The organism is Gordonia sp. N1V (genome assembly GCF_029269935.1).
GTDB classification, from domain to species: Bacteria; Actinomycetota; Actinomycetes; order Mycobacteriales; family Mycobacteriaceae; genus Gordonia; species Gordonia polyisoprenivorans.
In genome coordinates this window covers 26,060-35,717 of sequence record NZ_JARJDD010000037.1, presented here as the reverse complement: position 1 = coordinate 35,717, position 9,658 = coordinate 26,060, and the positions used below count along the sequence as shown (strand labels likewise).

Below are 9,658 nucleotides of genomic sequence, written 5' to 3'. Positions count from 1 at the left end.
CGAAGTCACCGGCACACCACAACGGACGCCGGTGACCTCGCCATGCGTTGATGACAGGCACACGTCAGGCGGCCGGCGTCGGGTCGAACTCCTCGACGACGGGTTCGGTCCCGGCCCGCAGGGTGACGAACGACCATTCCGGCACCGCCGTCCAATGCGTGTCCCGGTACTCCAGTTCGAGCGGCTCGGACACCAGAATCCGGCCGTCGGCGGGCAGCTCGATATGCGCTCCCGGATCGGCCGCCGACAACCGCATGTGTCCCGTCGAGTGATACAGCGTGCGCGAGGACCGGTCGCTCGAGTACCTCAGCGCGTAGAGCGCGTCGCCGTCGGCGGCGCAGAAGGTACCGACAAAGGGTTCGACGACGCCGTGGTCGGCGCGCGCCCGCTCGATACGGGCCACCATCCGCGCGAACGCGCCCTTTGGGTCGCTCGCCAGTCCGTAGGTCAGGGCGAGGAAGAAGCACACCTCGGTGTCGGCGTTGCCCTCCACGAACGGGTACAGCTCGGGATCGATGTCGAAGGTCAGGTCCCGCTTGAGATCCGAGAACCGCGGAATCTCCCCGTTGTGCTGAAACAGCCAGCGCCCGTGCACGAACGGATGGCAGTTCACACGTTCGGTGGTGCCGCCGAGCGCCGCGCGCACATGCGCGAGGAACATCGGTGACCGGATCTGCTCGGCGAGTCGCTGCAGGTTGTGGTCGCTCCAGGCGGGCCGGGTGTCGCGGTACTGGCCGGGAAAATCGCGATCGCCGTACCACCCGAATCCGAAGCCGTCGCCGTTGGTCGGCCAGTCGTGATGCCGAATCATCGTCGTCATCGGCGAGCCCGGGAGATAGAGCTGACGCGCCTCGAAGCTCTGGTCGACCAGCGAGTGCGACGGCCTGGTCAGCAGGTCCTCGAGATGAATCGGGGAACCGGTGTAGGCCAGCCAGCGACACATGGACCGACCGTAGCAATCACCCGCACCGCGCAATGCCCAACCGCAGCGGCTCGGCACCGGCAGACCTCGGCGAATCGATAGGGTGACCCCATGATCCGAGCCATCCGCCTGCACAACGACGAGGACGGACGTTCACACGTCCGGCACGGACACATCGATCTGGTGGAGAACGCGGTGCGCTCGGCGTCGGCAGCCACGACGACCTCGGCGTTCCAGGAAACCGAGAGTGGCGGGTCTCTCGATTGGCACACCGCGCCGCGGCGGCAGTACGTGATCACCCTCGCCGGTGTTCTGGACTTCGTGACCCGCGACGGGGAGCAGTTCCGGCTCGAGCCGGGGATGGTGCTGGTGGCCGAGGACACCGTCGGCACCGGACATCGGTGGCATCTCGTGGGCCACGACCCGTGGCGCCGCCTCTACGTGGGGCTCGCCGAGGGCGCCGACAGCGGGTTTGTCCCCGACGCCTGAAGGTTCTGGCGAGCTAGCTCTCGTCAAGCGAGACTCAGCTGATGTTCTGCGCGAGTCCCACCAGGATGTTCTCGGGCCCGCGGATGTAACAGAGGCGATAGACGTTCTCGTACTGCACCACTTCGGGGCCGACGAGACGCGCGCCTTTCGCGACGGCTCGGGCGAGGGTGTGGTCGAGGTCGTCGACCTCGAACATGACTCGCAGATATCCGAGCGCGTTCACCGGCGCGTTGCGATGGTCGTCGATCACCTCGGGTGCGAGGAACCGTGAGAGTTCGAGCCGACCGTGTCCGTCGGGCGTGCGCATCATCGCGACCTCGACGCGCTGATCGGCCAGCCCGGTCACCCGACCGGCCCACTCCCCCTCGGCCATCGCGCGACCCTCGAGCTCGAGCCCGAGTTCGACGAAGAAGTCGATTACCGCCGAGAGATCCTCGACGACGATGCCGACGTTGTTCATCCGGATCGTCATGCGTGGCGCCCTCGTTTGGGAATTCTGTTGGGCCCGTTCATTGCTGAACCTCCGGATCGGCGAACACGGGAGTGCGGCGACTCATCCCCGCCGCGACCGCCTCCAACTGATTCGGCGAACCCATCAGACCGACCTGCAGTTCGCTCTCCAACAGCAGCGCCGATGCCGGATCGGAGCTCGTCCAGGTGTCGTCGTAGAGACGCTTGGCGGCTTGAACGGCATGCGGGGATTTGCCGGCGATCTCGTGAGCCAGCGCCAATGCCTCGGCGAGCGGGTCGTCGGCGACGCGGGTGACGAGGCCGAGCGCATCGGCTTCGGTTCCGTTCAGGATGCGTCCGGTGAACGTCAACTCCTTGGCGACGTCGATGCCGACGAGCCGCGGCAAGGTCTGGGTGATACCCATGTCGGGCACCAGACCCCACTTGACCTCCATGATCGACAGTCGGGCATCCGGTGCCGCATACCGAATGTCGGCACCGAGCGCGATCTGCATGCCGCCGCCGAAGCAGTTGCCGTGCACAGCGGCGATCACCGGCGCGGCGATGCGCGACCAGTCGTAGGACACGCGCTGGGCCAGATTGGCGGCGCGGCCGTCCTCGCGTGCCATGAGATCCATCGGACCGCTGCCCTCGCGGTCACCCAGACTCGTGATGTCGAGGCCCGAACAAAAACTCTTGCCGTCGCCGTGGAGTACGACGGCGCGCACGGTGCGATCGGCGGCCAGCTTCTCGGTGACGTCCACGAGCGCCTCGAACATCGCAGCATCGAGAGCGTTGTGCTTCTCGGCGCGATCCAGCGTCACCGTCGCGACGCCGTCAGCGTCGACGTCGAGGCGGATTCTGTGCTCGCTCATACTGATACCGATCTCCCGGGGGTCGGACGTCACGACTGCACGCTGTTGTCCAGGGTGCGCTGCCGACGTTACAGGTGGGTGCGGTGGCACGGTAGACGTTGCGCGTGCAGGATGTCGCGCCGTCTCGCACGAACAGAGGGGGTGTAGCGGCTGGGGAAGTCACGGTGCGCCTCCGTGGATCTCTTTCAAACACAGCAGGCGCACACCGGCCGGAGGCCGGAAGGGATGTCACGGTGCCCCCGGCAGGATTCGAACCTGCGGCCTTCTGCTCCGGAGGCAGACGCTCTATCCCCTGAGCTACGGGGGCTCAACGGGCGGCACTCAGAGTAGCGCACTCCGGTCCGGCAACCCAATCCGGCAGGTCACGACACGCCCACCACGCCGTCCATGCGCACTGAGGACCCGTTGGTCCCCCGCACCACGTGCAGTTGCGCCGGAATCCGCGCGCGCATCTCGTCGACGTGGCTGACGACGCCGACCACCCGTCCGCCCGAACGCAACTCGTCGAGGACGCCCATGACGAGGTCGAGCGCCTCGGGGTCCAGGGAACCGAAGCCCTCGTCGATGAAGATGGTGTCGAGGACGCGGCCACCGGATTCCGCGGACACGACATCGGCCAGTCCGAGGGCCAGGGCCAGCGAGGCGAAGAAGGTCTCTCCACCGGACAGCGTGGTGGCCGCACGAACGGCGCCGGTGTACTCGTCGTGCACCTCGATGCCCAGACCACCGCGGCGACCGCGCGGACCGGCCGCATCGGAGTGGACGAATTCGTAACGGCCCGAGGACATCTGATGCAGCCGAACCGACGCCGCCACCAAGACCTCCTCGAGACGCGAGGCCAGCACATAGGAGTGCAGCGACATCTTGCGCGCGTTCTGGCCGCGCCCGGCGACCAGATCGGCCAGACCCTGCACGCGAGCGTGCCGCTCCCGGGCCGGTGCCAGCACGTCGAGCGCCGACCAGAACTCGGCGACGAGCTCCTCGAGTCGCGTCACCGTTCGGGCGGCCAGGGCGTGCTCACGCGCCGCCGCCTCCTGCCGCCGTTGGGCCTGCGCCAGCGCCTCCGACAAAACGCCGGTGTCGACCGGCTCGGTCGACAGCGCCGCAGCGACATCGGCGTCTGCCATCGTTTCCTGGGCGCCGGCGCGCAGCTCCGCCGCCCGAGAGATCATCGTCTCCCAGGCATCGAGCTGCGCGGGCGTCGCCGCCGCGTCGCGCAGCGCCCCCACATCACTGAATCCGGCTTCGGACAACCGCAATTCGAGTCGACCGGCGAGGTCGTCACGGTGTCGGACCGCGCGGTGCAGGTCGGCTCGCGCATCGCGCAGGGCCCGAGCCCGACGACACAGCTCGGCCAGCTCGGCACGTCGCTCATCGACACCGATCCGCCCGCCGGTGGCCTGTGCGACCTCGTCATCGAGATCGTCGATCTCGCGACGCAGCGTCGAGCGGCGTTCCGCGCGCGCGGACGTCGACGCCGCGAGACGGCCGAGTTCGGTGCGCCAGGTCTCGATCTCGGCATCGATGGCGTTGACGGCGCGTTCGAGGGTCGGGATCGACGCCACCCGGGTCCGGGCGTCGGCGAGCTCACGGTCGAGTGCCTGTCGACGCGATCGCACCACATCCGCGGACTCCTCACCGATCTCCTCCTCGAGGTGCACACGGCGTGCCTCGAGCGTGGCCAGCGCCGTCTCGGCTCGCCTCCGGCGCTCGGCCGCACGATCTTCGGCGGCCGCCGCCGCGGCTTCCGCGGTCTTCGCGACGTCGGTCTGCTCGCCGGCGTCGGCGGGCGCCGGGTGCTCGGTTGATCCGCACACCATGCACGGCTCTCCCGGGGTGAGCGTCGAGGCGAGCTCGGCGGCCATGCCGGCGATCCGACGCTCCCGCAGATCGAGGTGGTGTTCGCGCGCGACGGTGTGTGATTCACGTGCGGCGAGCACCTCCGTCCGAGCCTGCGTGAGCTCGGCGTCCAGCGCTTGCCGCGCGACGAACGCTGCGACCAGCTCCTCGCATCGTTCGCGGTCGGCGGCGAGCCGTTGCACGTCGGATCTCGCCTCGGATGCGGCCGTCAACGCGGTCACCGCAACCTGACGGCGGTCCGGCGCGGCCTCCAGCATGCCGGTCAGCTCGGCGGTACGGGCTTGTGCGGCAGCCACTTCGGCGTCGAGCCGACGAAGGTCGGTCAGCAGCGTGGGACGCTGTTCGACGCGTCGCGCGAGCGGCTCCCACCGCGCCGACTCCCCGGTCCACCGTTCGATCGCCGCATCGAGATCAGCGTCGGAGCCCGCGAGCGCTGCTCCCTCGGGTAGGTCGGCGAATCCCGCTGCGGCAGAGTCGTATGCGCGGGTCGCGGCGGCCGCAGCCGACGCTGCGGCGTCGTGGTCGTCGGCGAGCGGAATGATCGGTGCCGCGGCGCGAGCTGCCCGCGCCGCGACGCGTGCCTGCTCGAGATCGGCAGCTCCGGCATCGAGCTGAGTCAATCGCGCCTGCGCCTCGAGGCCTCGACGCCGTAACTCCGCCAGCCGATTTCCGTTCGCGAGTGTTGTCTGCGCACCGTCGAGTTCGGCCTGCGCCGCGGCGAGTCGCCGGTGGGCGGACTCGACGGTCTCCCGGGCGTTGGCCAGACACCCTTGCGCCCAGTCGATCTCCGCCTCCGCCGGTGGTTCGCAGTCGAGCACTGCTGCCATCTGACCGGCGATGCGTTCGACCGCCGCCGCCTTCTCACCGAGAGCTGATTCGGCCTGCCGGGCACGGTCCTTGAGCCACTCCTCGACCCCACCGAACCGCTCGGTGTCGAACAGCCGCTCCAGCAACGCTTCTCGATCCTCGGAGCTCGCGCGCAGGAATCGCGCGAAGTCGCCCTGCGGGAGGAGCACGACCTGGAAGAACTGATCGGCACTCATCCCGAGCAGTCGCGTGATCGACTCACCGATCTCCGGTAGCCGGGTCAATGCCGGGCCCGAGTCGTCGAGCCAGGTCATCGTGGCCTTTGCCTGGACCTTGGTGGTGCCGGTTCCGCGCTTCTTGGGTCGATGGTATTCCGGTGCGCGCACGATGCGCATCCGTCGGCCACCGATGGTGGCCTCGAGCTCCACTTCCGGAACCTGCTGTGCATCAGCATGATCGGAGTGCAGTCGGCGTCCCTCCTGCCGCGAACCGGGCACCCTGCCGAACAGCGCGAAGGCCACGGCGTCGAGCACCGAGGTCTTTCCGGCTCCGGTCTGCCCGTGCAGCAGGAACAGGCCGTCGGCACCGAGGGCGTCGAAATCGATCTTGGTGTCCGCGGCGAACGGCCCGAACGCCGTCATCCGTAAACGATGCAGTCTCATCGGCGGCGCCTCACGCCGACTTCGGTTCGGTGTCGAGGGCGAACAGCGCCCACTGCCCTTGATCGGCCTCGATGGCCTCGATGTCAGCAGCACCGACCTCGGCAGCACCGGCCTCGACCACTTCGGGTTCGCCGACGACCTCACGCAGCGCACGCTCGATCAGGTCCCGCTCGGCCACGGACGGCTCGTCACGGACGTCACCGACGAAGGCAGCGATGATCTCTGCGTCGGTGCGTCCGCGTATGCGCGACCGGTAATCGAGACGACCGAGGGCCTCCGGTCGCTCCCAGTGCACGTGCACCGCGTAGGGGAATCGCTCGCGCAGTCGGCGCATCGCGTCGAGCGGCCGGATGGTGTCGGTGAGCGTCGCCTCGATGTAGTGCTCATGCGCGTCGGCGTACTTCTCGTCACCGAGGAGCTCATCGAGAGTGCCTCGCAGGGAGGACAACCCACGCAGGGCGGGCAGCTCGTGCAGGCGAACGTCGGTCACGCCGTCGGCATCGAGATCGACGAGCCACACGCCCTTGCGATGACTGTTCTCACCAAAGGAGTACGGCATCGGCGAGCCGCTGTAGCGCACCGCCGGGGTGATCTCCTGCGGTGAGTGCAGGTGACCGAGCGCAACGTAATCGATCCCTGAGAACGTATCGGCGGCAACCGTTTCCACCCCACCGACGCTGATGGACCGCTCCGATCCGGTACTGACGGCCCCGCTGACGAACGCGTGGGCGGCGACGACGGTACGCGCGCCGCGTGCGGTGGCGTCGGCGCGCACCCGGTCCATTGCCGCGCCCAGGACGCCCTGATGACCGCACGGGGCATCGATGTCGAAAGCCTTTCGGACGGCGTCGGGTTCGAGGTAGGGAATCCCGTAGAACGCCACCGGGCCGAACTCGTCGTCGAGCAGGACCGGTGTGTCGATGGCAGCCACACTCGTGCGCAGGTGCAGTCCGCCCGCGGCCGCGAATGCCGATGCGGCACCGAGTCGGGTCGGTGAATCGTGGTTGCCGGAGGTGACGACGATCTGCGCCCCGGCGGCGGCGATGTCACCCAGGCCGGCGTCGTAGACGGACACCGCATCCACCGAGGGAACCGAACGGTCGTACACATCGCCCGCCACCACGACGACGTCGACCGACTCGGCGGCGACGATCGCAGCGATGTCGGCGAGCATCCGACGTTGATCGGAGAGGAGCTCGACACCGTGGAACGTCCGGCCGAGGTGCCAGTCCGAGGTGTGCAGAATCCGCATGTCCAACACCGTACGATCGGCCACCGACAGATCGGGGGAGGCGCCGCGGGGACATCCCGCAGCACCTCCCCCGACCTGGGACGGACTCGACGAACCGGGCTACGCCGCGCCGGCTCCCTCGACCTCGCCCTTGGAGACCGCGGCCGCCCCGGTGAACGGCGACGCCTGGTGCTTGGGCCGCGTCAGGAACAACGTGGCGAGAACACCGATCAGCAGCACCCCGGCCGGCAGGTACAGCGACTGGCCCATGGCGGTGGCGAACGGCTCACGCACGAACGCGGGCAGCTGACTGACCGCACTGCTCTGCTCGGTGGTGTTCACCCCGGGCAGTTCGGCGGCCAGTCGGGTCTGCATGATGGCGCCGACGGCCGCCGAGCCGATCACCGAACCGATCATCCGGGTGGTGTTGTAGACCCCCGCTCCCGCGCCGGCCTGTTGCCATGGCAGGTTGCGTGTCGCCGTCGCCGCCAGCGGCGCCCAGATGCCCGCCGAGGCAATGCCCATCAGACACATCGGAATGATCAACTGCCACACCGGTGTCGACGGGCGGGCGATCACGCCGACCCAGCCGACGGCGATCGCCTGCAGCAGCAACGCGGTGGCGATGATCGCGCTGGGATGGACCTTGTCGAGGACCCGACCGACGATCGGCGCGAGGATGCCGGTGAGCACCGCCATCGGCACCATCATCACCGCCGAGCGGGTCGGCGACATCCCGCCGACGAGCTGCAGGAAGAACATCACGGGGATCATCAGGCCGGAGATCGCGAAACCCATCGACGCGATACCGATGTTGGAGAGGGTGAAGTTGCGGTCCTTGAACAGCGAGAGCGGCACGAGTGGTTCGGTGCGGATGCGCGACTGCCAGTAGATGAAGACGGCCATCACCGCGATGCCGCCGATGATCAGCGCCCAGATCCAGGCCGCCCAGTCGTACTTCTCGCCGTCCTGGATGCCGAAGACGAGCGCCGACAGACCGACCGCCGACAGCACCACGCCGATCCAGTCGAAGGAATGGTCGTGGGTGTCGACCGAGGGCACCAGGGTGGCGGCGAGGATCAGCCCGACGATGCCGACCGGCAGGTTCACGAAGAAGATCCACTCCCAACCGAATTGGTCGGTGAGGATCCCACCGAGCAGCGGGCCGACCAGGGTGGCGACACCGGCGACGGTGCCCCACACGCCCATGGCCGCGCCGCGCTTCTCGGGCGGGAAGATCCGGGTGATGAGCGCCATGGTCTGCGGGGTGATCAGCGCGGCACCGATGCCCTGGAGGGCGCGTGCGGCGATCAGTTCACCGATCGAACCGGCGAAACCGCACCACACACTCGCGGCGGTGAAGACGACCAGCCCGACCTGGTAGACGAGTTTGGGGCCGTATTTGTCACCGAGCCGTCCGGTGATCAGCAGCGGTACGGCGTAGGTGAGCAGGTAGGCGCTGGTGACCCACACGATGCCGTTGACGTCGGTGCGCAGGGCGACCTGGATCTCGGGTTGGGCGACGGCGACGATCGTCATGTCTACGAGGATCATGAAGAACCCGACGCACAGCGCCATCAGGGACAGCCAGGGGCGGTTGGTCACCGCCGCCGGGGAGGTGGACGTACTCATTGCGGGGTCACTTTCTGTGGAGACTCTAGGGAGGAGAACATGTGCTGCATGGCGGCATAGGGCGAATCCGGGTCGTCGAGCCATTCGATCTCTCCGGACTCCAGACGGCCGAGAAGACCGGCGAGCCACTCGATCTGGGTCCGCAGGGTGACGATCCGACAGCCGGCGTCGAGGAAGAACATCTCCGGGATGCCCTTGCCCGACGCCCACTCGGCGGCGTCGACGAACTGCGCGAGATCGGCGCGCATCGCCTCGATGCGGGCCGAGAGCAACTCGATCACCCGCGGCCGGGGAAGGGCATGGGCTTCCGACAGCGCGAGGTAGAGCTCGGGATACTCGGGTGAGTGCTGGGCGAGGATGCGCTCGAGATTGACCACGAGCGCCTCCTGTCCGGCCTCGGTGATCGCATAGACGGTGCGTTCGGGCCGGTTGCCCTCGCGTCGGACGTCGTGGACCTCGATCAGTCCGTTCCCGAGAAGCCGGTCGACCGTGTGGTAGAGCGTGCCCGGCCGAAACTTCACCAGCCGATCCTCACGTCGCTCGAGCGTGATCTGCACCATCTCGTACGGGTGCAACGGTTGTTCGGCGAGCAGCCCGAGCACCAGCACCGCCAACGGAGCCAACACATGCTCACCCCCACCGCGACCGGCACCCACGACGCCCACCTTTCGACCCACACCAAATATTCCACGTGGAATATACACCCTGGAGTGTTCGGTGCCAATGTCGT

8 protein-coding genes and 1 tRNA gene are annotated in these 9,658 nt (G+C 68.1%); 1 reads left to right on the top strand and 8 read right to left on the bottom strand.

All coding sequences use genetic code 11. The features are described from left to right. Positions 1-64: 64 nt before the first annotated feature. Complete coding sequence (locus tag P3L18_RS27235) at positions 65-943, bottom strand: class II glutamine amidotransferase (RefSeq protein ID WP_006368543.1); 879 nt, start codon at positions 941-943, stop codon at positions 65-67. A gap of 90 nt (positions 944-1,033) precedes the next feature. Between P3L18_RS27235 and P3L18_RS27230 the strand changes: the two genes are divergently transcribed. After that, positions 1,034-1,411, top strand: a complete 378-nt coding sequence (locus tag P3L18_RS27230) for a hypothetical protein (RefSeq protein WP_079932038.1) — start codon at positions 1,034-1,036, stop codon at positions 1,409-1,411. Between the two features lie 34 nt (positions 1,412-1,445). Here P3L18_RS27230 and P3L18_RS27225 read toward each other — a convergent pair whose 3' ends face one another. The 7 genes from P3L18_RS27225 to P3L18_RS27195 all read right to left on the bottom strand — a co-directional run bounded on the left by P3L18_RS27225 (position 1,446) and on the right by P3L18_RS27195 (position 9,593). Further along, the gene (locus P3L18_RS27225; RefSeq protein WP_079932039.1) at positions 1,446-1,883 is read right to left on the bottom strand and encodes a VOC family protein; all 438 of its coding nucleotides are present in this window, start codon (positions 1,881-1,883) and stop codon (positions 1,446-1,448) included. Positions 1,884-1,920: 37 nt separating this feature from the next. Then, a complete protein-coding gene (locus P3L18_RS27220; RefSeq protein WP_079932040.1) occupies positions 1,921-2,736 on the bottom strand; it encodes a crotonase/enoyl-CoA hydratase family protein in 816 nt (271 codons plus the stop codon). A gap of 234 nt (positions 2,737-2,970) precedes the next feature. Then, a tRNA-Arg gene (locus P3L18_RS27215) sits at positions 2,971-3,043 on the bottom strand. Between the two features lie 55 nt (positions 3,044-3,098). After that, the gene (locus P3L18_RS27210; protein ID WP_276115883.1) at positions 3,099-6,065 is read right to left on the bottom strand and encodes an SMC family ATPase; all 2,967 of its coding nucleotides are present in this window, start codon (positions 6,063-6,065) and stop codon (positions 3,099-3,101) included. Between the two features lie 10 nt (positions 6,066-6,075). After that, positions 6,076-7,317 (bottom strand): exonuclease SbcCD subunit D, encoded by a 1,242-nt coding sequence (locus P3L18_RS27205; RefSeq protein ID WP_276115882.1) that lies wholly within the window; start codon positions 7,315-7,317, stop codon positions 6,076-6,078. Positions 7,318-7,416: 99 nt separating this feature from the next. Continuing rightward, on the bottom strand, positions 7,417-8,928 hold the full coding sequence (locus tag P3L18_RS27200; protein WP_079929331.1) for an MFS transporter: 1,512 nt from the start codon (positions 8,926-8,928) through the stop codon (positions 7,417-7,419). After that, complete coding sequence (locus P3L18_RS27195) at positions 8,925-9,593, bottom strand: PadR family transcriptional regulator (RefSeq protein ID WP_276115884.1); 669 nt, start codon at positions 9,591-9,593, stop codon at positions 8,925-8,927. Before P3L18_RS27195 ends, P3L18_RS27200 begins: the two co-directional genes overlap by 4 nt. Positions 9,594-9,658 lie beyond the last annotated feature (65 nt).